Here is a 22,514-nt window from a genome sequence, read left to right as displayed (position 1 = left end):
AAACAGTATATAAAAGACCCCGGATAAGTCACCGAGCTTTCGCTGGGTGTGCTGCGTACCTGTAAGCAACGCCGAATGTAGGAGCTGGCTTGCCAGCGAAGAGGCCCGTGGGATCGCTTTCGCCGGCAAGCCGGCGCCTACAGTCAGTGCCCCCAGGTACACAGCACGCGCCACCCAAGCCTCGGCCAATAGAGCTAATAATCAGCCACCGGGTACCCGAACCATGTCCATCTACGAGCAAGGCCTGGCGCCGACTGCCGTCAACCATATCGCCCTCTCCCCCTTGAGCTTCATCGAGCGTACCGCTGCGGTTTACCCCGATTACCCGGCGGTGATCCACGGTTCGATCCGTCGCACCTGGGCCCAGACCTACAGCCGCTGCCGGCGCCTGGCCTCGGCCCTGGCCGGGCGCGGCATCGGCAAGAACGACACGGTGGCGGTGATGCTGCCCAACATCCCGGCAATGCTCGAAGCACACTTCGGCGTGCCGATGATCGGCGCCGTGCTCAATGCCCTCAATGTGCGCCTGGACGCCGAGGCCATCGCCTTCATGCTGGCCCACGGCGAAGCCAAGGTGCTGATCGCCGACCGCGAGTTCCATGAGGTGATCCACGCCGCCGTGGCCATGCTCGATCACCCGCCCCTGGTGATCGACCTCGACGACCCGGAGTACGGCGAGGGCCAGCCGGTCAGCGAGCTGGACTACGAAGCGTTCCTGGCCGAGGGCGATCCCGAGTTTGCCTGGCAGTGGCCCGATGACGAGTGGCAGGCCATCGCCCTGAACTACACCTCGGGCACCACCGGCAACCCCAAGGGCGTGGTCTACCACCACCGCGGCGCCTACCTCAACGCCCTGGGCAACCAGATGACCTGGGCCATGGGCAACCACCCGGTGTACCTGTGGACCCTGCCGATGTTCCACTGCAACGGCTGGTGCTACCCCTGGACCGTCACCGCCCTGGCCGGGGTGCACGTGTTTTTGCGCCGGGTCGACCCGCAGAAGATCCTCGACCTGATCCGCGAGCATCAGGTCACGCACCTGTGCGGCGCGCCCATCGTGCTCAATGCCCTGGTGAACATGCCCGACACCGCCAAGGCGGCCATCGACCACCCGGTCAACGCCATGGTGGCCGGGGCCGCGCCGCCGGCCAAGGTGATCGGCGCAGTGGAGGAAATGGGCATCAAGGTGACCCACGTCTACGGCCTGACCGAGGTCTATGGCCCGGTGACCCTGTGCGCCTGGCACGCCGCCTGGGATGAACTGCCCCTGGAACAGCGGGCGCAGATCAAGTCGCGCCAGGGCGTGCGCTACCCGACCCTGGAAGGGGTGATGGTGGCCGACCCGAAAACCCTCGAACCCACGCCCCGGGACGGCCAGACCATCGGCGAGATCTTCATGCGCGGCAACACCGTGATGAAGGGCTACCTGAAGAACCCCACGGCCACCGCCGAAGCCTTCGAGGGCGGCTGGTTCCACACCGGCGACCTGGGGGTAACCCACCCGGACGGCTACGTGGAGATCCGCGACCGGCTCAAGGACATCATCATTTCCGGCGGCGAGAACATTTCCACCATCGAACTGGAAGGCGTGCTCTATCGCCACCCGGCGGTGCTGGAAGCGGCGGTGGTGGCCCGGCCCGATGAAAAGTGGGGTGAGACGCCCTGTGCCTTCATCACCCTCAAGGCCGATCATCAGGACGTGCGCGAAGCCGAGATCATCGCCTTCTGTCGCGAGCACCTGGCAGGCTTCAAGGTGCCGCGTACCGTGGTCTTCAGCCCGTTGCCCAAGACCTCCACCGGCAAGATCCAGAAGTTCGTCCTGCGCGACATGGCGAAAAACCTCTAGCCTGAATACACCTACCCAGCCCTTGTAGGAGCTGGCCGGGCGGCGCTTCGCTTGCCAGCGAAGGCGTCGGCCAGGGCGATGCATGGCTTGCGGGCCTCTTCGCCGGCAAGCCGGCTCCTACATGGTGGCGGGGTTTTCGTTGTCGATTCATGCGGCCACGGCCGCTCGGCCCCCACTTTTGCCCGAGGTTCCTGCAATGCCCGAATTCAACGCTCCGCTGCGCGACATGCGCTTTGTCCTGCATGAAGTGTTCAACGCACCCAAGCTCTGGGCGCGCCTGCCGGCCCTGGCCGATACCGTGGACGGCGACACCGCCGACGCCATTCTCGAAGAAGCGGCCAAGGTCACCGGCAACCTGATCGCCCCGCTCAACCGCAGCGGCGACGAGGAAGGCGCCAGCTGGCACGCCGGGCAGGTGCGCACCCCGGCCGGTTTCAAGGAGGCCTACAGCACCTATATCCAGGGCGGCTGGGTCGGCCTGAGCGGCAACCCGGCCTACGGCGGCATGGGCATGCCGAAGATGCTCGCGGTGCAGTTCGAGGAAATGCTCTACGCCGCCAACTCCAGTTTCGCCCTGTACTCGGCCCTGAGTTCCGGGGCCTGCCTGGCCATCGACGCCCACGCCAGCGAAGCGCTGAAACAGCTGTACCTGCCGCCGATGTACGAAGGCCGCTGGGCCGGCTCCATGTGCCTCACCGAGGCCCACGCCGGCACCGACCTGGGGATCATCCGCACCCGCGCCGAGCCCCAGGCCAACGGCAGTTACCGCATCAGCGGCAGCAAGATCTTCATCACCGGCGGCGAGCAGGACCTGACCGAGAACATCATCCACCTGGTGCTGGCCAAGTTGCCGGACGCCCCGGCCGGGCCCAAGGGCATCTCGCTGTTCCTGGTGCCGAAGATCCATGTGGACGCCAACGGCAATCTCGGCGCGGCCAACGCGGTGAGCTGCGGTTCCATCGAGCACAAGATGGGCATCAAGGCCTCGGCCACCTGCGTGCTGAACTTCGACGGCGCCAGCGGCTGGCTGATCGGCGAGGCCAACAAGGGCCTGGCGGCGATGTTCACCATGATGAACTACGAGCGCCTGTCCATCGGCATCCAGGGTATCGGCTGCGCCGAGAACTCCTACCAGAACGCCCGAACCTACGCCCGCGAGCGCATCCAGAGCCGCTCCCCGGCCGGCCCGGTGGCCAAGGACAAGATCGCCGACCCGATCATCGTCCACCCCGATGTGCGGCGCATGCTGCTGACCATGAAGGCCATGACCGAAGGCGGCCGCGCCTTCGCCAGCTACGTCGGCCAGCAGCTGGACCTGGCCAAGTTCGCCGACCAGCCCCATGAGCGGCACAACGCCGAGGCCCTGGTGGCGCTGCTGACCCCGGTGGCCAAGGCGTTCTTCACCGACACCGGCCTGGACAGTTGCGTGCTGGGCCAGCAGATCTTCGGCGGCCACGGCTACATCCGCGAATGGGGCCAGGAGCAACTGGTGCGGGATGTACGCATCGCCCAGATCTACGAAGGCACCAACGGCATCCAGGCCCTGGACCTGTTGGGGCGCAAGGTGGTGGGCAACGGCGGCGTGGCCCTGCGCCTGTTCACCGGCGAGATCCGCGACTACGCCTACCTGCCCGGCGCCGCCTACGCCGCCGAGCTGCTGGATGCGGTGCAGCGCCTGGAAGACCTCAGCGACTGGCTGCGTGAACAGGCGGCGCAGAACCCCCACGCGGTGGGCAGCGCCTGCGTCGAATACCTGCAGCTGTTCGGCTACGTGGCCTACGCCTACCTGTGGGCGCGCATGGCCCAGGTGGCCGAGCACAAGCGTTCCGAGGACGACGGTTTCTACGGTGCCAAGCTGGCCACCGCGCGCTTCTACTTCAGCCGCATGCTGCCGCGCATCCTCAGCCTGGAGCAGAGCATCCGCGCCGGCAGCGCCTCCTTGTTCGGCCTCGACGCCGAGCACTTCTGAGCCCCTGGGCAGGGCGCCCGGCGCCCTGCCCCGTGCCGGTAAAAAAGCCGCGCCCGCAGGTGCAAAACCCCGGGCGGCCCGGCATACTCCGCGCAACCGAGCACCGCCCAAGGAAGAAACGTGTTGGCCCCCGCCCTGATCATCGCCAGCTCAGCCATCGTGCTGCTGCTCGGCACCCTGCACCTGATCTACACCTTCGCCACCGACAAATTCCAGCCCCGTGACCCGGCCCTGGCCGAACGCATGCGCCAGGTGTCGCCGATGATCACCCGCCAGACCAGCCTGTGGCGGGCCTGGGTCGGCTTCAACGCCAGCCACAGCCTGGGCGCCATGCTGTTCGGCCTGGTCTATGGCTACCTCGCCTGGCTGCACCCGGCCCTGCTGCTGGAGGCCCGTGGCTTGCTGCTGATCGGCCTGGGGTTTCTCGCCAGCCTGTGGGTGCTGGCGATTCGTTACTGGTTTCGCATTCCCCTGGCGGGCATCAGCATCGCCCTGGTGCTGTTCGCGCTTGCCTGCGGTTTGCTGTTGGTTTGAACCCAGCCCACCACACACTCTCATCGGCCCTGTTTTTTTCGAGTCTCTGCATGTCGCCCCTGCACACCTTCTGGTCCCGGCTCTACTACCTCCTGTGCTGGATCGCCGTGGCCGCACAATTGGCCACCATGATCCGTTGCAACCTGCACCTGATCGTCCCCCGGGAAGTCGGCGGCACGCTGTTCGGCGGCTCCATGGGTTTCATGCTGTACCTGGGCGGCTGGGCCTTCAGCGTCATCGGCCTGGGCCTGGCCGTGCTGACCCGGGTGCCCGGCGCCCGCCTGGCCTGGATCATCGGTGGGCTGGTGCAGTTGCTGCTGGGCCTGTGGTGGCGGATCCACTACCCGGATGATTTCGACGGCAACCTGATCTTCAGCATCCAGGCCCGGGAGCTGGACTATGTGATGGTCTTCGGTTTCGCCCTCGTCTACAGCGGCATCTACCTGTTGCACCAGCAGCGGCTCAAGCCGAGAGCCCCCGCCACCCTCCGTGAGCTGTCGTTGCGGATTGCATGGGCGGTGTTGCTGGGGGGCTTCTTCATCCCCCCCTTGGTCAATGCCAGCAAGGCGCCCCTGCCGTACTGCGCCTTCAACCGGGCCGGCGAACAGTTGAGCCTGTGCCTGGGCCCTGGCACCCGGGTCATTGTCGACTGACCGTCAACCCCGCCTCTTTCTTGCTTCACCAAACCTCGATGAGTGTGCCCATGTCTCGCCTGTTTACCCTGTGGTTGTGGCTCTACCGCCCTCTGTGCTGGATCGTCGTTGCCGCGCCCTTGTCGCTGATGCTGCTGTGCGACGTGCAGATGATGCAGCCGCGGGATGTCAGCAGCACGCTGTTCGGTGGGGCCATGGGCTTTCAGCTGTACCTCTTTGTCTGGGTGCTGTGCCTGATCGGCCTGGCCGTGACCCTGCTGACCCGGATGCCCGGCGCGCGCCTGGCCTGGCTCCTGGCCGGGCTGGTGCCGCTGCTGCTGGGCGCCTGGTGGCGGCTCGACTACCCGGATGACCAGGACGGCAGCCTGGCCATCAGCCCCCAGAAGTGGGAGCTGGAGTACATGATGGGCATCACCTGTGTGTTCGTGGTCAGCGGCCTGTACTTCTACTGGCGCCGCCGCCTCGCCCCGCGGCCCGCCGCCGACAACGCCGATGAGCTGTTTCTGCAGACCCTGTGGGCACTGGCCCTGGCAGCAGCCTTCATCCTCCCGCTGCTGAGTTTCATGCAGCCGTAATTGCGCCCCGCTGCGCCCTCGCCCCGTCCGGCCATGCCCCCGGCCGGGCATAAAAAAGCCCCGAACCGGTCGGGGCTTTTTTCCTGCCAGGACGCTAGCCACCGGTGGCGGCCGGTCGTTGCCTGCGCGCCGGCAGGGCGGCGGCAAAGGCCATGGCCTCTTCCCGGGTGCCGAAGGTAGCAAGCCGGTCACCCGGCGTGCAGACCTTCCAGGGCCCGTGGTTGACGCTCAAGACCTGATAGCCGTTGATCTGCAGTTTGTTCAGCAGCGGCGTGCTCATGGACACCTCCTTTTTCCTCGGCGAGCCTGGGGCTTGGGCGTTTTACCTTACACCCGCCACACCGTCCGGCGACTGCCGCATGTCGGCGCGCCGGGTCACTTCTTCAGGTTGGCCAGGGGATCGTAGGCCCGCGAGCGCTTGCGCCGGTGCTCGGGTTCAGGGCGGTCCAGGGGTGCCCTGGCCGGGCCTACCGGGTCTACCTGGGGGTCGGCCAGGTCTGGCGAATCGGGGTCGAAACCCGGGTCATGATGATTCGAGGCATGCTCGGACGAGCGCGGCCCCGTGGGGTTCTTGGCAGTCATGGGCAGCTCCTGTGCCAGCCTGGAAAAGGCCGGATACAGGGGTTGGATCACGATTCGTGGCCAGGGTGCCGCCGAGCGGACCAGCGGCCAGCGGCAAATTGCATTGTGCTGCCGGGCGTCGCAGGATGGCGCCTGGCCCATAACCGCTCAAAAGGACGTGTTCATGACGATTCGTGCCGTGGTTTTCGATTTTGGTGGCGTGCTGTTCGACTGGAGCCCGCACCACCTGTACCGCCAGCTGATCCCCGACGATGAGCGTCGCCAGTGGTTCCTCGACACCATCTGCACCCAGGCCTGGAATACCCGGCAGGACGCCGGCCGCAGCCTGGCCGAGGCGACCCGCAGCCTGGTGGCCGAGCACCCCGACCATGCCCCCTTGATCGAGGCCTATTACGGGCGCTGGCCGGAAATGCTCAAGGGGCCACTGGATCAGGGCGTGGCCCTGCTGGAAGAACTGCACCAGGCGCAGGTGCCCCTGTTCGGGCTGACCAACTGGTCCCGGGAAACCTTTCCCTATGCCTGGGACAATTACCCGTTTCTGCAGCGCTTTCGCGACATCGTCGTGTCGGGGCAAGAGCGCCAGATCAAGCCGGATGCCGAGATCTATCACACGACCCTGGGGCGCATTCGTGCGCATTTGCCGGGGGTGGCCCCCGAGGAACTGGTGTTCATTGACGACCATGCGCCCAATATCGTCGCCGCAACGGCGCTGGGGTGGCATGCGATTCATCATGTGACGGCGGCTGAGACCCGGCGCCGGCTGGAGGAGTTGGGGGTGGTCCGAGCGCACTGACACCCCGTAGGGGCTGGCTTGCCAGCGAAGGCGCCGGCCAGGGCGATGCATGGCTGTCGAGGGCCTCTTCGCCGGCAGCCGGCGCCTACGCTCGCCCCCCTTTCTCACCCCCTCCTATCGCCATCCGCAATCACCTCCCGCCTGCATATCGCCCTTTGGAATGTCTCCAAAATCAACCCTTTACCGACCGTGAATCCACCGGTCGGAAACCCACAAAATCAATGTGCCATTACCCTGCCAATTCCACCCGCGCTGCTTAACTGCAAAAGCTGCCGAGTAGCGCAGCACCCCATCCACACCCACGGAAGGCAAACGCCATGAGCAATGCATCCCAACATGTGATCCCCCCCTACGGAGTCGCCATCCAGTCGGCCATCAGCGAAGGCAAGCTGCCGGAGATGAAAGCCCTGCTGGCCAAGCGCGATCCGGCCAGGAACGAACCCAAGGATCTGCACAACGCCTACGAACAGCTGGCCAAGGAAGTCGCCCGCCTGGAACGCCGCTGATCGCGGTTCCCCTGTCATTGAATGGAGGCAAAGCAAATGTCCGGCAACTACTCGCAAGCCGAAGGCCTGTTCCCCCTGAGCTACCGCATCGGCACCTCGCAACCCGGCGCACCCACCCTGATCCTCAACCTGCTGGTCTATACCCCGGAACACAGTGTGCGCGGCACTTCCAGCATCACCCAGGCGGTCAACCCGCCCCTGGACCTGCACAGCGATGTCTGGGGCCAGTACACCTACCTCACCGTCATGCCGCCCAGCACCAGCAAGATCCTCATCACGGCCCAGGGCAACCAGGGCGGCCCGGGGTCGAACTCGGTGATCAACTTCAAGCTGCACCTGGTGGTCAGCGACGACTGGAAGGAAGGCGTGGCCAACTATCAGTACTACAACGGCCACAGCTGGGTGACGGTCAACCAGGTGCCCGCCCACCTGCAGAAAACCGTGCAGTCCAGCACCCTGTCGGCCCCTCTGCACCGCGGCCAGCCCAACCACCCGCTGCCGCCGATCTCGGCGCTGTACGGGGCGCCGATCCACGGTGCCATCGCCAGCGGTGACCTGGCGCAGATGAAGAGCCTGCACAAGGTCGCCACCCAGCAACTGGAACAGCTGCCGCTGATCCGCACCGCACTGGTGGCCGCCAAGGCCGAGATCAGCCAGCAGGAGCGGCGCTGAGCCCGGCCGTCCATCGAACCTGATGTCTTCAAGAAGATAAGGAGTTGCAGCATGACAATCGGACTGTTCCATACCCGCCTCATCGTCGCCAACCCCGTGATCGGTGGGCCGGTGCTGACCCTCGACCTGCTGGTCGATACCCCGAAGAAACGCGTCAGCGGCGTTGCCCGCGTGACCCAGAGCACCTCGCCACCGGTGCAGTTCCATGCCGACGTGTGGGGCGACTACTCGCAGGTCAAGCTCGACCCCTCCAGCGAGGGGCACATCATCCTCAGCCTGGCCGGCAACCCCAGCGGCCCCACCAGCCAGATCGCCGAGACCTTCCATCTGCAGGGCATCCTCGGCCTGGACTGGGCCAGCGGTTTCGCCAGCTACAAGTACCAGTTCCAGGGGCACTGGCACGTGGTGCAACACGCCGCCGTGAGCCCGGCCCCGGTGGAGCAGGCGCAGGCAGCGGACTACGCCAGCCAGGCCGGCCCGGCCGCCGAAGTGCGCCACCCGCTGTATGCCGTGGCGCTGCAGCAGGCCCAGGCCAGCGGCGACCTGGCGCGGCTCAAGGCACTGGTGGCCCAGGGCGAGCAGCAACTGGCCAACGCTGACAACCTGACCCAGGCGGTGCAGCAGTTGCAGGCAGAAATCAGCCGCCTGGAACAGCGCTGACCACCAGCACCCGGGGCCGCCCGCCGCGGCCCCGGGGGCTGCCACAAAACGACCGCGCCATTGCGACACAAGGAAGGCGCGCCTATTTCGATGGGTTGGTGCCGCGCACCGCCGGGTGCGCAAGGAACTCTCATGTCAGACCGTCTCCCCGCCCGCTACCTCAGCGAAACCGACCTCAAGCGCTTTGTCCCGGTGCATGTGGTCTGGGAAATCACCCTCGCCTGCGACCTCAAGTGCCTGCATTGCGGCTCCCGCGCCGGGCATCGGCGCCCGGGCGAACTCAATACCCAGGAATGCCTGTCGGTAATCGATTCGATCGCCGCCCTGGGCACCCGGGAAGTCACCCTGATCGGTGGCGAAGCCTATCTGCGCAAGGACTGGACGCGGCTGATCCAGGCCATCCACGACCACGGCATGTACGTGGCGATCCAGACCGGCGGGCGCAACCTGACCCCGGCCAAGATGCAGGCCGCGGTGGATGCCGGGCTCAATGGCGTCGGCGTCTCTCTGGATGGCCTGGCGCCGCTGCATGACGCGGTGCGCAATGTCCCCGGCTCCTTCGACAAGGCCCTGGATACCCTGCGCCGGGCCAAGCAGGCCGGGCTCAAGGTCAGCGTCAACACGCAGATCGGCGCCGCCACCCTGCCCGACCTGCCGGCCCTGATGGAACTGATCATCGATGCCGGCGCCAGCCACTGGCAGATCCAGCTGACCGTGGCCATGGGCAATGCGGTGGATCACCCCGAGCTGCTGCTGCAGCCCTACCAGTTGCTGGAGGTGATGCCGCTGCTGGCGCGCCTGTACCGCGAAGGCGCCGAGCGCGGGCTGCTGATGAATGTGGGCAACAACATCGGCTACTACGGCCCCTACGAGCACATGTGGCGCGGCTTCGGCGACGACCGCGTGCACTGGAGCGGCTGCGCCGCCGGGCAGACGGTCCTGGCCCTGGAGGCTGACGGCACGGTCAAGGGCTGCCCGTCCCTGGCCACCGTGGGTTTCTCCGGTGGCAACGTGCGCAGCATGAGCCTGCACGACATCTGGCACTACAGCGAAGGCATCCACTTCGGCCGCCTGCGCTCGGTGGACGACCTGTGGGGCTACTGCCGCACCTGTTACTACAACGATGTCTGCCGCGGCGGCTGCACCTGGACCTCGCACTCGCTGCTGGGCAAGCCGGGGAACAATCCCTACTGCCACTACCGGACCCTGGACCTGGCGAAAAAGGGCCTGCGCGAACGCATCGTCAAGCTCGAAGACGCCGGCCCGGCGTCGTTCTCGGTGGGCCGTTTCGACCTGATCACCGAACGCATCGACACCGGCGAGGCGGTATCGAGCGTCAACGACAGCGGCCAGGTGATCAAGCTGGCCTGGGTCAACCAGGGCCAGGCGTCGCCCGAGGAAGGCCGCATCCCGCCGCGCCTGGCCCTGTGTCGCAGTTGCCTGGAGTACATCCACGCCCATGAAAGCACCTGCCCGCACTGCAACGCCGATGTCGCCGCCGCCGAAGCCCGGCACCAGGAAGACCGGCTGCGCCAGCAGGCGCTGATCAACACCCTGCACCAGTTGCTCGGCACGCCCCAGGAGCAGCCACGCCTGTAACCCCCGCCCGCACCGCCGCCGCGCCCCCAATGGCGCGGCGACGGTTATATCGCCACGGGCGAGCATGGAAAAACCATCTATAAAAAAACCTCCGCGCAGGGCCGATAGCGGCTTTGCTATGGAAGTTCGTCCACAGGCCCGCGTGCCTGCCCGTTACCTGCGACCGGAGCACAGCATGAAAATCAACCCCTACCTGGTGTTCAACGGCACCTGCAAGGCCGCCTTCACCTTCTATGCCCAATGCCTGAACGGCACCCTGGAAATGATGATGACCTTCGGTGAAAGCCCGGCCCGTGATCACATCTCTGCCGACTGTCACGAACGCATCATGCACACCCGCCTGAGCGTCGGCGACCAGGTGCTGATGGGCTCGGACACCACCCCTGAGCTGCCCTACCTGGGCATCCACGGCTGCTCGATCTCGCTGAACATCGACAACGCCGCCGAAGCCGAACGGGTATTCGCCGCCCTGGCCGAACAGGGCAACGTGCAGATGCCCCTGGAAGCCACCTTCTGGGCCGAGCGCTTCGGCATGCTGGTGGACCGCTTTGGTGTGCCATGGATGGTCAATTGCGAGAAGCGCCCGTAACCCGGCCCACCTGCAAGCCCGGCCCCGGTGCTGTGCAACGCAGCACCGCACCGCTGCGCCCGCGGTGAAAGATTTTGCGCACTTCATCAAACAGCCACCGCCACCCTGTACTAGGATACGAGGCGACCCTTTGTCGCCCAGAGCAAACAGGAGGTAAATCAACCCTGACCCAAACTCGTTGCTATAAGGCAGCCCCCCTCCACACCTTCACATTCATGGATGAAATGATGAACTCACAAATACTGTTTCCACACATTGGTAAGGTCATCGCCAGCACCGGCAGCCGCAACTTTCCGCGCATGCTGCACGACCTGATACTCACCCAGCTGGCTGTGGACGCCACCCATATCACCCAACTGCGGGCCGACCCGGAACAGGCCGTCGGCAGAACCGGCAACACCCTGATGCAGACCCGCCACCCGCTGTACAGCGATGCCCATACCAGCAATGACCCGCTGCTGCTCACCGGCTTTCCCGAACAACCCGGCGAACCGGCCCCGGGCCCGTCGCTGCAACGCCAGCGCGGCCACGCGGACCCGGCACAACTGCACCTGACCGGGCGCAAGGACTCCTACCACTACGTGCTCTCGGTGTACCGCAGCAGCCAGGACCGGAGCTTTTCCCCCCAGGAACGCCTGCTGCTGGAGGACATCTCGCCGTTGCTGCTGCCCATGGTGGAAAAACACATCAGCGCCCTGCAGCCCCGGGGCGATGCCGCCGAGCAGGACAGTGCCGCCATCGAGGGCCTGGCAAGCCTGCGCCTGCGCTTTGCCGCGCGCCTGGAACAGTCCGGGCTGCGCCTGTCCAACCGCGAGCTGGAGGTCTGTGTCGGGCTGCTGGCCGGGCGCACCGCGCCGCAGCTGGCCGAGCAGCTCAAGCTCAAGGTCAATACCGTCGAAAGCTACTTGAAGCGCGCCGCCATCAAGCTCGGCATCAGTGGCCGGCACTCGCTGCTGCGCTGGATGTACTCGCCCGAGGAACAAGCGCCGCACAGCAGCGAAACCCCGACGGCCTGATCCGGCCTTGGCCCTGTAACCCCCGCCGGCCCCAGCGCCGGCGGTTCGGTCTACGGCCTGTCAATCCCGGGCCAGGGCCTCGATGGGATCCAGGCGCGCGGCGTTGCGCGCTGGAACGAAGCCGAAGACGATGCCGATCAGGGTCGAACAGGCGAACGCGGTAATGATCGACCCCATGGAAAACACCATCTCCCACTCCTTGATGAACAGGGTGAACAGGTAGCCGATGGCGAACGACAGGCTGATGCCGATGGCCCCGCCGATCAGGCAGACCATCACCGCCTCCACCAGGAACTGCTGGCGGATATCCGACTGCCGGGCCCCCACCGCCATGCGGATGCCGATCTCCCGGGTCCTCTCGGTGACCGACACCAGCATGATGTTCATCACCCCGATTCCCCCCACCACCAGGGAAATCACCGCAATCAGCGACAGCAGCAGGGCCAGGGAGCGGCTGGTGCGCTGCACCGTCTGCATGATGCTGTCGAGGTTGTTGGTGAAGAAATCCTTGGTGCCGTGGCGCTGCTCCATCAGCTTCTTCACATGCTCCTCCACCACTTTGCTCGGCTGGCCGTCCTTGATCCGCACGCTGATGCTGTCCAGGTGGCGCTGGCCGAGCACCCGCCCGGCGGCGGTCTCGTAGGGCAGCCAGACGTTCAGCAGGTTGCTGGCGGCGAACATGTTCTTGTTCTCCCGGGTCACGCCGATCACCGTGCACGGCAGGTTGCCCACCAGGATCACCTGCCCCAGCGGGTCGACATCCGGCCCGAACAGGCGGTTGCGGGTGTTGTGGTCGATCACCACCACCTGGGCCTGGCGCCGCGCGTCGTTCTCGCTGAAGGAAATGCCGCTGGCCAGCTTGATGTCGCGAACCTGGAAATACAGGTGGCTGACGCCGTTGACCGTGGCGTTGAGGTCGATGTTGCCGTAGCGCAGCAACAGGCTGCGGCCGACCATGGGCGTGGCACTGTCGACGTAGTACAGCTGGTTCAGGGCCGTCACGTCGGCGGGCATCAGGGTCTGGATCGCCGCCGCCCGGCTGTCGCCGAAACTGGCCCCGGGGAAGATGTCGATGGTGTTGCTGCCAATGGCCTGGATGTCCTTGAGCACGTAGCGCTTGGCGCCCTCGCCGATGGCCACGATGGACACCACCGAGGTGATGCCGATGACGATCCCGAGCATGGTCAGCAGGGTGCGCATGCGGTGCGAGACCAGCGCCACCCAGGCCATCACGAAGGCCTCCTTGAACAGCCCCAGGCTGGCCACCAGGCGCCGCGCACCGGCGGGCCGCACGCTGACCGGTGGCTCGCTCGGCGCCTCGTCCGCCGGGCGCGGGTTGGCCCGGTCGCTGACGATCTCGCCGTCGCGCACTTCGATGATGCGCTGGGCGTTGGCCGCCACCTTGGGGTCGTGGGTGACGATGATCACCGTGTGCCCCAGGCCGTGCAGTTCCTGGAGGATGTTCATCACCTCCTTGCCGCTGGCGGTGTCCAGGGCACCGGTGGGTTCGTCGGCGAGTATCACTTCGCCGCCGTTCATCAGCGCCCGGGCGATGCTCACTCGCTGCTGCTGGCCGCCGGAGAGCTGGTTGGGCCGGTGGCCCAGGTGCCCGGACAAACCCAGGCGCGCCAGCAGTTCCCGGGCCCGGCCATGGCGCCTGACTTGCGGGGTACCGGCGTAGATCGCCGGCATCTCGACGTTGTGCATGGCGCTCAGGTGCGGCAGCAAGTGGTAGCGCTGGAAGATGAAGCCGAAGTAGTCGCGGCGCAGTTCCGCCAGGGCCTGGTCGTCGAGGTCGCGGGTTTCCCGGCCGTTGACCTTGTAGCTGCCGGCGGTGGCGTAGTCCAGGCAGCCGAGGATGTTCATCAGGGTCGACTTGCCCGACCCCGAGGCCCCGGTGATCGCCACCATTTCCCCGGCCTGGATGCTCAGGTCGATGTGCTTGAGGGCCAGGAACTCCCGATCCCCGGCGGTGAAGCTGCGGCTGATGCCGGTGAGGTGCAGCAGGGGCTCGCTCATGCTCAGGCCCCTGCCGTGCCGGGCAGCGGATCACCGATCACCACCCGGTCACCCTCCGCCAGGCCGTCCTTGATCTGCACCTTGACGTTGTTGTTGATCCCGGTGCTGACGTTGCGCGCCTGGGCATGGCCCTTGGCGTCCAGCACCCGCACCGCGAAGCTGCCGTCGGCATTGCGCGGGCCCAGGGCCGCCACCGGTACCATCAGCACGTCCTTGGCGGTATCCAGCACGATGCGTACCTGGGCAGTCATGGAAATGCGCAGCCTATGGTCCGGGTTGGGCACGTCGAACAGCGCGTTGTAGAACACCGCGGTGTTCTGCTTGGGGGTGCCGGCGGTCTGGGTCTCGAGAAAGTTCTGCGGCGCCGGCTCAGTGCCCCGCAGTTTGGCGTAGTAGCGTTTTTCCGCCTCGCCGAGGATGGTGAAGTACACCTGTTGGCCGGGGGCGATATGGATCACATCGGCCTCCGAGACCTGGGCCTTGACGGTCATGGTGTCCAGGTCCGCCAGTTTGAGCAGCACCGGCGCCAGCTGGTTGGCGATCACCGTCTGGCCTTCCTGGGTCACCACCCCCACCACATCGCCATCGATCGGCGCGACGATGCGGGTGTAGGCCAGGTTGACCTTGGCGGTGTCGATCTGGATGTGCGCGCTCTTGATCTGCGCGTCCAGGGACAGCAGGTTGGCCCGCTGCACCTCGTAGTTGGATTCGGCGGTCTCGTAATCCTGCTGGGAAATCGAGGCGTCGGACTGCAAGTCACGGTAGCGCTCGTAGATGGCCTTGGTTTCCTTGAGCTGGGCCGCGGTGGCGCGGCGCTTGGCCTGCAGGTTCTCCTCGTCCACCTGGGCCTGGCGCAGGGTGTTCTGCAGCACCAGCGGGTCGATTTCCGCCAGCCACTGGCCCTTTTTCACCTTGTCCCCGACCTTGACCTTGAGCGACTTCAACTGCCCGGAGACCTGGGCCCCGACATCCACCTGCTTGATGCCTTCGAGCAGGCCCGAGGCCAGGACCGCGTTCTCGATATCCCCCCGTTCGACCTTGGCGGTCAGGTACTGCGGCGGCTCCGCCGGCGCCTGCACCGTATAGAAAATCAACCCGGCCACAACCACCAGCAACAGCCCCATACCGATTTTGCGAAACTTCGACTTTTCCATAGATGACCACAAGTCCGTTGAGGGCGGGCTGCACCGGCCAGCGGCAAGCCCCCTTACAGAACACCGTGCTGCCGTAGTGAGCGGTGTTCCAGATGAATGAAACCGGGTGTCCAGGCGCCGGCAGGGCCAGCGCCTGTGTTGCCCCGCGCCCTATGACATGACCTCCCCCTGGGGCAGCGCCAGGCCGTCATGCCACCAGGCCGCCAGGTGGTAGACGTTGGGCGCCTTGAGCAGGCTGAAGTGGTTGCCCGGGCCGTACCACACCTGCAGGTGCGCAGCCTGCCGGCGCCAGCCCTGGACCATCCCCTGCTGCTCCCGGCGGTTGCCGGCGGCGTCCAGGCTCGGGTCATCCGCCAGCACCAGGCGCACCTTGCCCTGGTACGGGCGCCGAGGCTGGTAGCGGGTGCGCAGGGCGCTGGCGAAGGTTCGCGCCGGGCCGTGCATGGCCCGCGGGTCGGCGCGCGGGGACAACAGCCCGACCCGTACCATGCCGGCATGCAGCAGGTGCATCTGCATCCCGTCGTCCTCGGCGGCGAAGCGCTCGGGGTCGATGCCCATGTCCTGGCCTGCAGCCAGTTGCATGGATTCGATCAAGCGCCACAGCGCCGCGGTGGTGGTATAGGGCCGCCCTAGCGCGCCATTGCCTCCGGGAGCCTCACTGTCGATCAGGGTCAGCGACACCACTTCGCGACCGGCGGCCTGCAGGGCCCCGGCCATCTCGAATGCCACCCAGCCGCCGAAGGAATGGCCGATCAGGTGCAGCGGCCCGTCGGGGTACTCGGCGGTGATGGCCTCCAGGTAATGCCGGGCCGCCACTTCGACCTGGCCATGGGGCACCCCGCAGCCGTCCAGGCCCCGGGCCTGCAGGCCGAGGATCGGCCATTCGGCCCCCAGGGCCTCGCTCAGGCCGATAAAGCCGGTGATGCTGTCACCGGCCCCGGGCACGCAGAAGATCGGCGTGTGCCCGGGGCGCCCGCTCTGGATCCGCAGCAAGGGCTGGTGCGGCACAGCGCTCACCGCGCCCTTGGCCCTGGCCACCGCCAGGGCCTGGCCCAGGGCGTGACCCAGGGCCTGGATATGCGGCGCCTTCATCATGCTCAGGTGGTCCCCGGGTACGCTGATGCAGTGCAGTTCGCCCGCCGGCAGGATCTCGCCCCAGCCCAGGGTCGGGCTGCGCCGGGACAGCTCGGTGGGCCGTTCGGCGGCGCAGAACAGATGCACCGGCATGCCCAGGGGATGGACCCGGTAATGGGCCAGGGCATGGCCGTGGGCGACCTCGCGGTCCAGGTAATGGCCGAGCGCTTGCGGCGGCGCCGTGGCCAGTTGCTCGAACAGCAGCCCCTGGTCGCGGCAGCGTTGCAGCAGGTCGGCAAAGTCCAGTGGTTCCAGCAGCGCCTCCAGTTGTTCCAGGTGCGCCAGGGACTGCACCCCGGCCGCGCCCTGGGCGCTCCAGTAGGCGCGGCACTGCAATAGCAGGTGGCGCTTGTGCGCGTGCTCGCCAGACCAGCGAGCCTTGCCCTGGTCGGTCAGGCGCGGCACGTAGCTGTCGATCAGGCCGAGGAACTCCACCTCCTGGTCCAGGCCCAGCAACTGCTGGGCGATCTCATAGGCCAGGACGCCACCGAAGGACCAGCCGGCCAGGCGATACGGCCCCTGCGGCTGGGCCTTGCGCATCACGTCAAGCAAGCGTGTGGCCAGGCATTCCAGGGTGCGCAACTGCGGCTCGCCGACCGCCACGCCGGGCAGGCCGTAGATCGGGAAATCGCCTTCCAGGTGCTGGCCCAGGGCCGGGAAATACACGTCCAGCCCGGTGAACTCATGGACCAGGAACAGCGCCGGGCCACTGCCGCCGGTGCGCACCGGGATCAGCTCGGTGGAGCGCGGCGCGGCCGTGCGCTCGCTCAACAGGCGCGCCATGGCCGCCACCGTGGCGTGCTGGAACAGCTCCGCCAGGGTCACGTCGAACGCCGCCTGTTGCAGGCGGTTGAGCAACTGGATGGCCGAGAGCGAATGCCCGCCCTGTTCGAAGAAGTGGTCGTGGCGCCCTACTTGCTCGAGCTTCAGCACCGCCGCCCAATGCCCGGCCAGGGCCTGCTCCAGCGCGCCCTGGGGCGCGGCATAGGCCTGGGCGAGCTGGGCCGCGCTGCCGGGCGCCGGCAGCGCACGGCGGTCCAGCTTACCGTTGCGGGTCAGGGGCAAGGCCTGCAAGTGCACATAGGCCAGGGGCACCATGTAGTCCGGCAACTGCTGTTGCAGGTGGCTGCGCAGTTGCTCGGCATCCGGCGCCGGGGTGTGCTCGTGCAGGGTGTAGTAGGCCACCAGGCGCTTGTCCCCGGGGCTGTCTTCACGCACCACGACCGCGCCGTCCCGCAGGCCGGGGAAGCGGGCCAACTGCGCCTGGATTTCCCCGGGTTCGATGCGCAGGCCGCGGATCTTCACTTGCTCGTCATTGCGCCCGATGCATTCCAGAAGACCATTTTCCAGCCAGCGGCCCAGGTCGCCGGTGCGGTACATCAGGGCCGGCGCAGCGGTGCCCTGGGTTTGCTGGTGAAACGGGTCGATGAGGAACTTCTGCGCCGACAGGTCCGGACGGTTGAGGTAGCCCAGGGCCACGCCATCACCCCCGATGTACAGCTCCCCCACCACCCCCACCGGCAGCGGCTGGCCCAGGGCATCGAGCACGTACACCCGGGTGTTGGACAGCGGCCGGCCAATGGGCACGCTGTCGGCATCCGCCGCCAGCTCACCGGGCTCATGGGTCACGGCAAAGGTGGTGGTCTCGGTGGGCCCGTAGCCGTTGACCAGGCGCAAGTGCGGCAGCTCGGCCTGGATCCGCCGGAAGGCCGTGGCATCCGCCCGTTCGCCGCCACAGAGCAGCATGCGCAGCCCCTTGAAGGCCTGGGGAACCAGTTGCACGTACTGGTTGAACAGGCTGGTGGTGAGGAACAGCAGGCTGACCCCGGTGCGTTCCAGCAGCGAGCCGAAGGCGTGCGGGTCCAGCAATGTCGCGTGGTCCACCACCACGACCCGGCCACCGTTGAGCAGCGGCCCCCAGACCTCCAGGGTGCTGGCGTCGAAGGCCGGGTTGGAGGCGAAGGCCACCCGGTCCTCGGGGTTGAAATCGGCATAGCCGTTGTTGATCACCAGCCGGGTGATGGCCCGGTGCGGCACCCGCACGCCCTTGGGCGCTCCAGTGGAACCGGAGGTGTACATGACGTAGGCCACCGCCTCGGACGACAACGCCAGGTTCGGGTTGTGCCCGGCCAGCCGGTCGAAGCGCAGGCGGTCCAGGTCGACCCGTTGCACCGCAGCTTCCAGCACCCGCTCGCTGTGGCTGAGCAGCACCGGCGCCCCGCTGTCGGCCAGCATGAACCCCAGGCGCTCGGCCGGGGCATTGACGTCCAGCGGTACATAGGCGGCGCCGCACTTGCTCACCGCCAGTTGGCTCACCAGCAGGTCCAGGGAGCGCGGCAGCAGCAGCGCCACGTGATCCCCGGGCTGCACCCCCAGTTGCAGCAGATGCTGGGCCAGCTGGTTGGCCCGGGTGTTGAGCTGGATATAGCTGAGCTGTTCGGCGCCCTGCACCGCTGCCACCTGCTGCGGCCGGGCCAGCACCTGCTCCTCGAAACACTGGTGCAGGACCTGCTCGCGCGGGTAGTCGCGCACCGTGTCGTTGAAGCCCTCCAGTACCTGCCGGCGCTCGGCCTGCGGCAGCACCGGCACCTGGCCGACGGCCTGTTCCGGTTGCTGCTCCAGGGCCAGCAGCAGCTGTTCCAGGGTGCCGTGCAGGTAGTCGCAAATGCGCCGGGCATCGATCCCGGCGGCCACGGCGGTGAGCATGAAGCCGTCCCCCAGGTCGTCGATGCTCAGGGTCAGCGGGTAGTTGCTGCGCTCCTGGGCATTGAGCAACTGCATGCCCTCCCAGGCACTGCCGGCCTGCCCCGCCTGGTTTGCCGCCGGGGCACTGTGGCGGTAGTTGAGCAGGCTGCTGAACAACGGTGTACCCGGCTCCACCCCACTGCAACGCTGGACCAGGGCCAGCGGCGCCTGTTCGTGGCCAAGCAGCTGCGCCAGCCGCTCATGGGTGGCCAGCAGGGCCTCGCGCACCGGCAACTCGCCCAGATCGACCCGCAGCGGCAAGGTGTTGATGAACACTCCCAGGGCCCGTTCGGCGCCCTCGCCGCCCTGCATCCGCCCCAGCAGCACGGTGCCGAACACCACCTGCTGCTGCCCCGCCAGGCTGCCCAGCACCCGGCCCCAGGCCAGGTGCATCAGGCTTGCGGCACTGACCCCCAGTTGCCGCGCCTGCAAGCGCAGGCGCCGGCTCAGCAGGCGGTCCAGGGGCTGGCGCGCTTCGCTGAGTTCGGCGCTGCCTCCCGGTACTTCCTGCAGGCCCAGCGGCAGGGTCGGCTGGTCGATATCGCCGAGCATCTGGCGGAAGAACGCCTCATGCTCGGCCTCGCCGATGCCCAGGCGCGCCTGGGCCACGTAGTTGCGGTACGGCACCGCTTCCCCCAGGCGCTGCTGCTGGCCCAGGAGGAAGGCTTGCAGTTCGTGCTGCAGCACTTCCAGGGCCACGTGGTCCATCACCAGGTGATGGAACAGCAGCAGGGCCACCACTCGCTGGTTCACCGGGTCGGCGGCATGCACCAGGCGCAGCAGCGGCGCCTGGGCGATGTCCAGGCGGTAGCGACGGCTGTCGAAGCGCGCCTGCAACTGGCCCAGCACCTCGCCGTCGCCAGGCTCCAGGGCGATCTCTTCGCAGCACAGCGGCGCCTGGCGCCAGACCACTTGCAGCGGCTGCTCCAGGCCTTCCCAGAGCACCGCGCTGCGCAGGATGTCATTGCGTTCGATCACCCCCTGCAAGGCCTGGGCGAAGGCCTGCAGGCGCTCGGTGCTGGCAAAGGCGAACTGCGCCTGCAACACGTAGGGGTCACCCGCTCCAGCCGCCAGATGGTGGAACAGGATGCCGGCCTGCAACGGCGCCAGCGGGTAGATGTCCTGCACATTGGCGGTACCGCCGGGCACCGTGGCCACCACCCGGTCGATGGCGGCCTGGTCCAGTGCCAGCAGCGGCAGCAGGTCCGGGGTGATACGCGGGCAGTCGCGGTAGATCAGGTTGGCCGGTACCTGCACCTCGCGACCGCGGCCCACGGCAGCGGCCAGGGCCGCCAGGGTCGGCTGGCCGAACAGCACCCGCACATCCGCCGAGAGCCCGGCCCGACGCATGCGGCCGATCAGGCTCACCGCCAGCAGCGAATGGCCGCCCAGTTCGAAGAAGTGGTCGTGGCGCCCCACCCGCTCGACCTTGAGCAGTTCGGCCCAGAGTTGCGCCAGGAGGATCTCGGTGTCGCCCACCGGGGCCTCGTATTCGCGCACCTGGGCCGCCTCCAGCCCCGGGGCCGGCAGGGCCTTGCGTTCCAGCTTGCCATTGGGGCTCAGGGGCAGCGCCGCCAGGTGCACAAACAGCGCCGGCACCATGAACTCCGGCAGGTGTTCCAGCAGCGCCCGGCGCAGTTGCTCCACCGCCAGGGCCGGCTGTCCGGCAACGGTGGTGTAGTAGGCCACCAGGCGCTGGTCGCCCGGCACATCTTCCCGGGCCAGCACCACCGCTTCCTTGACCCCTTCGAGCTGGGTCAGGCGCGCCTGGATTTCCCCCAGCTCGATGCGCAGGCCGCGGATCTTCACCTGGTCGTCGTTGCGCCCCAGGTACTCGATAGTGCCGTCGGCCAGGTAGCGGGCCAGGTCGCCGGTGCGGTACAGGCGCGCGCCCGGTTCCTGGCTGAACGGGTCCTTGAGGAAGCGTTCGGCGCTCAGTTGTTCGCGGTTCAGGTAACCCCGGGCCACCTGCACCCCGCCGATGTACAGCTCGCCCACCACCCCCAGGGGCACCGGTTGCATCTGCGCGTCCAGCAGGTAGATGCGGGTATTGGCGATGGGCTTGCCGATGGGGGTGTTGTCCGGGGTCTGTGCCAGCGGGCCGGCGCAATCCCAGGCGGTGACGTCCACCGCCGCTTCCGTGGGGCCGTAGAGGTTGTGCAGCGCCACCTGCGGCAACTGCTGCTTGAAGCGCCGCACCAGGCTGCCCGGCAGCGCCTCGCCGCTGCACATCACCTGGCGCAGGCCGGCGCATTCGCGGGTGTCGCCATAGGCCAGGAATACATCGAGCATCGAGGGCACGAAGTGCAAGGTGCTGATGCGTTCATCACGGATCACCTGGCGCAGGTAGGCCGGGTCCTTGTGCCCATCGGGGCGCGCCATCACCAGCCGTGCGCCGGTGAACAACGGCCAGAAGAACTCCCAGACCGAGACGTCGAAACTGAACGGGGTCTTCTGCAACACCGTGTCCTCGGTGCCAAGGCGGTACTGCTCCTGCATCCACAGCAGGCGGTTGACCACGGCCCGGTGCTCGTTCATCGCGCCCTTGGGCTGGCCGGTGGAACCGGAGGTGTAGATCACATAGGCCAGGTGGCTCGGGGTCAGGCCGTTGAGCCGCGGGTTGACCCGGGGCTGGCGGTGCCATTGCGGCTGGTCGAGATCCACCAGGGGCAGCGCCAGGTTGCCCAGCAGCGGCCGGGTCGCGCTATCGGCCAGCAGCGCCAGGGGCGCGCTGTCGTCGAGCATGTAGGCGATGCGTTCGGCGGGGTAGCCCGGGTCGATGGGCACGTAGGCGCCGCCGGCCTTGAGGATGCCCAGCAGGCCCACCACCATGGACAGCCCGCGCTCGACGCAGATCGCCACCCGGCTGTCGGGGCCGACGCCCAGGTGCAGCAGGTGCCCGGCCAGCTGGTTGGCCTGCTGGTTGAGCTCGCGGTAGCTCAACTGCTGCTCGCCGGCCTGCACGGCGATGGCCTCGGGGCGGCGCAGCACCTGGGTCTCGAACAGCCCGTGCAAGGTCTGTTCCAGGGGGTAGTCGCGGGCGGTGGCATTGAAGCCGTGCAGCAGCTGTTCGCGCTCGGCGGCATCCAGCAGCGGCACCTGTGCCAGCAGCATCTGTTCATCGGCCACCATGGCCTGCAGCACCCGCTGCAGGTAGCCGGCATACCGCAGCATGGTGGTTTCATCGAACAGCGCCGTGGCGTATTCCAGGCTGCCTTCGGTGCGGTCCTGCACCTCCCCCAGGCTCAGGGACAGGTCGAACTTGGCGAAGTGGCTGGCCTCGTGGATGCCCTCCAGTTGCAGGTCCCCCAGCTCCAGCTGCGGGCCGTCGCCGTTCTGCCAGGTGAACAGGGTCTGGAACAGCGGGCTGTGGGACAGGCTGCGCAACGGCCGCAGGATCTCCACCACCTGCTCGAACGGCAGGTGCTGGTGAGCCTGGGCCTCCAGGGTGCGGGCGCGGACCTGGGC

General features: G+C 67.3%; 17 protein-coding genes (1 of these 17 only partly in view). 12 read left to right on the top strand and 5 right to left on the bottom strand.

Going from position 1 to position 22,514, the window contains the following annotated elements; all coding sequences use genetic code 11:
- Positions 1-223 precede the first annotated feature (223 nt).
- From AC1RGE_RS00750 to AC1RGE_RS00730, 5 genes are all read left to right on the top strand, one after another.
- Entirely contained in the window at positions 224-1,846 is a 1,623-nt protein-coding gene (locus AC1RGE_RS00750; protein ID WP_015634950.1) for an acyl-CoA synthetase, read from the top strand.
- A gap of 196 nt (positions 1,847-2,042) precedes the next feature.
- Entirely contained in the window at positions 2,043-3,815 is a 1,773-nt protein-coding gene (locus AC1RGE_RS00745) for an acyl-CoA dehydrogenase C-terminal domain-containing protein (RefSeq protein WP_011060461.1), read from the top strand.
- Positions 3,816-3,935: 120 nt separating this feature from the next.
- Positions 3,936-4,349, top strand: a complete 414-nt coding sequence (locus AC1RGE_RS00740; protein ID WP_019095109.1) for an LIC_13387 family protein — start codon at positions 3,936-3,938, stop codon at positions 4,347-4,349.
- Between the two features lie 50 nt (positions 4,350-4,399).
- Positions 4,400-5,002 (top strand): hypothetical protein, encoded by a 603-nt coding sequence (locus tag AC1RGE_RS00735; protein WP_019095110.1) that lies wholly within the window; start codon positions 4,400-4,402, stop codon positions 5,000-5,002.
- A 50-nt stretch (positions 5,003-5,052) separates the two neighbouring features.
- Positions 5,053-5,577 (top strand): hypothetical protein, encoded by a 525-nt coding sequence (locus AC1RGE_RS00730; protein WP_019095111.1) that lies wholly within the window; start codon positions 5,053-5,055, stop codon positions 5,575-5,577.
- A gap of 94 nt (positions 5,578-5,671) precedes the next feature.
- Here AC1RGE_RS00730 and AC1RGE_RS00725 read toward each other — a convergent pair whose 3' ends face one another.
- Positions 5,672-5,857, bottom strand: coding sequence for a DUF2188 domain-containing protein (locus AC1RGE_RS00725; RefSeq protein WP_011060459.1), 186 nt, complete (start codon positions 5,855-5,857; stop codon positions 5,672-5,674).
- Between the two features lie 95 nt (positions 5,858-5,952).
- Positions 5,953-6,159: a DUF6021 family protein gene (locus tag AC1RGE_RS00720; protein WP_015634945.1), complete on the bottom strand. Its 207-nt coding sequence runs from the start codon at positions 6,157-6,159 to the stop codon at positions 5,953-5,955.
- Between the two features lie 163 nt (positions 6,160-6,322).
- On the opposite strand from AC1RGE_RS00720, the gene AC1RGE_RS00715 reads away from it, so the two are divergent.
- From AC1RGE_RS00715 to AC1RGE_RS00685, 7 genes are all read left to right on the top strand, one after another.
- Positions 6,323-6,952, top strand: coding sequence for an HAD family hydrolase (locus AC1RGE_RS00715; protein WP_011060457.1), 630 nt, complete (start codon positions 6,323-6,325; stop codon positions 6,950-6,952).
- A gap of 317 nt (positions 6,953-7,269) precedes the next feature.
- The gene (locus AC1RGE_RS00710; protein WP_015634943.1) at positions 7,270-7,458 is read left to right on the top strand and encodes a DUF1843 domain-containing protein; all 189 of its coding nucleotides are present in this window, start codon (positions 7,270-7,272) and stop codon (positions 7,456-7,458) included.
- Positions 7,459-7,494: 36 nt separating this feature from the next.
- Complete coding sequence (locus AC1RGE_RS00705) at positions 7,495-8,130, top strand: DUF1842 domain-containing protein (protein ID WP_492583010.1); 636 nt, start codon at positions 7,495-7,497, stop codon at positions 8,128-8,130.
- A 51-nt stretch (positions 8,131-8,181) separates the two neighbouring features.
- Positions 8,182-8,790: a DUF1842 domain-containing protein gene (locus AC1RGE_RS00700; RefSeq protein WP_011060454.1), complete on the top strand. Its 609-nt coding sequence runs from the start codon at positions 8,182-8,184 to the stop codon at positions 8,788-8,790.
- A 132-nt stretch (positions 8,791-8,922) separates the two neighbouring features.
- Complete coding sequence (locus AC1RGE_RS00695; protein ID WP_026020220.1) at positions 8,923-10,389, top strand: GDL motif peptide-associated radical SAM/SPASM maturase; 1,467 nt, start codon at positions 8,923-8,925, stop codon at positions 10,387-10,389.
- A gap of 175 nt (positions 10,390-10,564) precedes the next feature.
- Positions 10,565-10,978 (top strand): VOC family protein, encoded by a 414-nt coding sequence (locus AC1RGE_RS00690; protein WP_011060452.1) that lies wholly within the window; start codon positions 10,565-10,567, stop codon positions 10,976-10,978.
- Between the two features lie 227 nt (positions 10,979-11,205).
- The gene (locus AC1RGE_RS00685; RefSeq protein WP_492583008.1) at positions 11,206-11,994 is read left to right on the top strand and encodes a helix-turn-helix transcriptional regulator; all 789 of its coding nucleotides are present in this window, start codon (positions 11,206-11,208) and stop codon (positions 11,992-11,994) included.
- 60 nt (positions 11,995-12,054) lie between these two features.
- Here the strand turns inward: AC1RGE_RS00685 and AC1RGE_RS00680 are convergent, their stop codons facing one another.
- The 3 genes from AC1RGE_RS00680 to ofaC all read right to left on the bottom strand — a co-directional run.
- Positions 12,055-14,013, bottom strand: a complete 1,959-nt coding sequence (locus AC1RGE_RS00680; protein ID WP_041117091.1) for a MacB family efflux pump subunit — start codon at positions 14,011-14,013, stop codon at positions 12,055-12,057.
- Between the two features lie 2 nt (positions 14,014-14,015).
- Entirely contained in the window at positions 14,016-15,167 is a 1,152-nt protein-coding gene (macA, locus tag AC1RGE_RS00675; protein WP_011060449.1) for a macrolide transporter subunit MacA, read from the bottom strand.
- A gap of 150 nt (positions 15,168-15,317) precedes the next feature.
- Positions 15,318-22,514 carry the final stretch of an orfamide A non-ribosomal peptide synthetase OfaC gene (gene ofaC / locus AC1RGE_RS00670; protein ID WP_492583006.1) on the bottom strand. It continues 7,509 nt past the right edge of the window, so 7,197 of the gene's 14,706 nt are visible here — the last part of the coding sequence; its start codon lies beyond the right edge, outside the window; its stop codon occupies positions 15,318-15,320.

This window comes from Pseudomonas sp. GW823-FHT02C05 (genome assembly GCF_058797595.1).
The sequence above is the reverse complement of the archived record's forward strand: the minus strand, read 5'-3'. Positions and strand labels throughout refer to the sequence as shown.

Bases quoted from the DNA above. Each gene is read 5' to 3' on its own strand.
- AC1RGE_RS00750 (WP_015634950.1), top strand. From the start codon at position 224: ATGTCCATCTACGAGCAAGGCCTGGCGCCGACTGCCGTCAACCATATC.
- AC1RGE_RS00745 (WP_011060461.1), top strand. From the start codon at position 2,043: ATGCCCGAATTCAACGCTCCGCTGCGCGACATGCGCTTTGTCCTGCAT.
- AC1RGE_RS00735 (WP_019095110.1), top strand. From the start codon at position 4,400: ATGTCGCCCCTGCACACCTTCTGGTCCCGGCTCTACTACCTCCTGTGC.
- AC1RGE_RS00730 (WP_019095111.1), top strand. From the start codon at position 5,053: ATGTCTCGCCTGTTTACCCTGTGGTTGTGGCTCTACCGCCCTCTGTGC.
- AC1RGE_RS00725 (WP_011060459.1), bottom strand. From the start codon at position 5,857: ATGAGCACGCCGCTGCTGAACAAACTGCAGATCAACGGCTATCAGGTC.
- AC1RGE_RS00720 (WP_015634945.1), bottom strand. From the start codon at position 6,159: ATGACTGCCAAGAACCCCACGGGGCCGCGCTCGTCCGAGCATGCCTCG.
- AC1RGE_RS00715 (WP_011060457.1), top strand. From the start codon at position 6,323: ATGACGATTCGTGCCGTGGTTTTCGATTTTGGTGGCGTGCTGTTCGAC.
- AC1RGE_RS00710 (WP_015634943.1), top strand. From the start codon at position 7,270: ATGAGCAATGCATCCCAACATGTGATCCCCCCCTACGGAGTCGCCATC.
- AC1RGE_RS00705 (WP_492583010.1), top strand. From the start codon at position 7,495: ATGTCCGGCAACTACTCGCAAGCCGAAGGCCTGTTCCCCCTGAGCTAC.
- AC1RGE_RS00700 (WP_011060454.1), top strand. From the start codon at position 8,182: ATGACAATCGGACTGTTCCATACCCGCCTCATCGTCGCCAACCCCGTG.
- AC1RGE_RS00695 (WP_026020220.1), top strand. From the start codon at position 8,923: ATGTCAGACCGTCTCCCCGCCCGCTACCTCAGCGAAACCGACCTCAAG.
- AC1RGE_RS00690 (WP_011060452.1), top strand. From the start codon at position 10,565: ATGAAAATCAACCCCTACCTGGTGTTCAACGGCACCTGCAAGGCCGCC.
- AC1RGE_RS00685 (WP_492583008.1), top strand. From the start codon at position 11,206: ATGAACTCACAAATACTGTTTCCACACATTGGTAAGGTCATCGCCAGC.
- AC1RGE_RS00680 (WP_041117091.1), bottom strand. From the start codon at position 14,013: ATGAGCGAGCCCCTGCTGCACCTCACCGGCATCAGCCGCAGCTTCACC.
- macA (WP_011060449.1), bottom strand. From the start codon at position 15,167: ATGGAAAAGTCGAAGTTTCGCAAAATCGGTATGGGGCTGTTGCTGGTG.